This is a genomic window from Mesorhizobium sp. M7A.F.Ca.CA.004.06.1.1, assembly GCF_003999135.1.
Classification (GTDB): domain Bacteria; phylum Pseudomonadota; class Alphaproteobacteria; order Rhizobiales; family Rhizobiaceae; genus Mesorhizobium.
Map to the genome: position 1 here is coordinate 1 of NZ_RZPQ01001465.1, position 430 is coordinate 430.

Here is a 430-nt window from a genome sequence, read left to right on the forward strand (position 1 = left end):
TCGCGCTCGGCGACCATCTCATGCTTCCGCTCGGCTTCGCGCGGACCGCCGCCGGCCGCCAGTCGCCGGCCGAGATACTCGATGCAGTGTGGTTGCCGTCGCGGTCCGCCGTGGTTCTGACGGATGGCGGCAGGGGCGTCTTCTATCGCGGACGCGACGAGACAGGGCTCTGGCACCTGCCTCCGCACCGGGTTGCCGTCGTCGACTCGACCGGCGCCGGTGACTGCTTTCATGGCGCCTATGCCCTGGCATTGACACGCGGGGCCGAAACCGCAGGCCGGGTCGCATTCGCGGCCGCGGCGGCGGCCGTTTCGATAACGGGGCGGGGCGGGCGCGAGGCGCTTCCGACCGACGACCAGGTCAAGCAACTCCTGGCATCGACAAACGCGCCGTCGGCAGTCGAACTGAAATATGCGCGGCTCGATACTGG

1 protein-coding gene is annotated in these 430 nt (G+C 69.5%); it reads left to right on the forward strand.

Annotated elements, in window-relative coordinates:
• Positions 1-20 precede the first annotated feature (20 nt).
• On the forward strand, positions 21-430 hold a 410-nt coding region (locus EN906_RS36965), incomplete at its 3' end, for a PfkB family carbohydrate kinase (protein WP_245484427.1).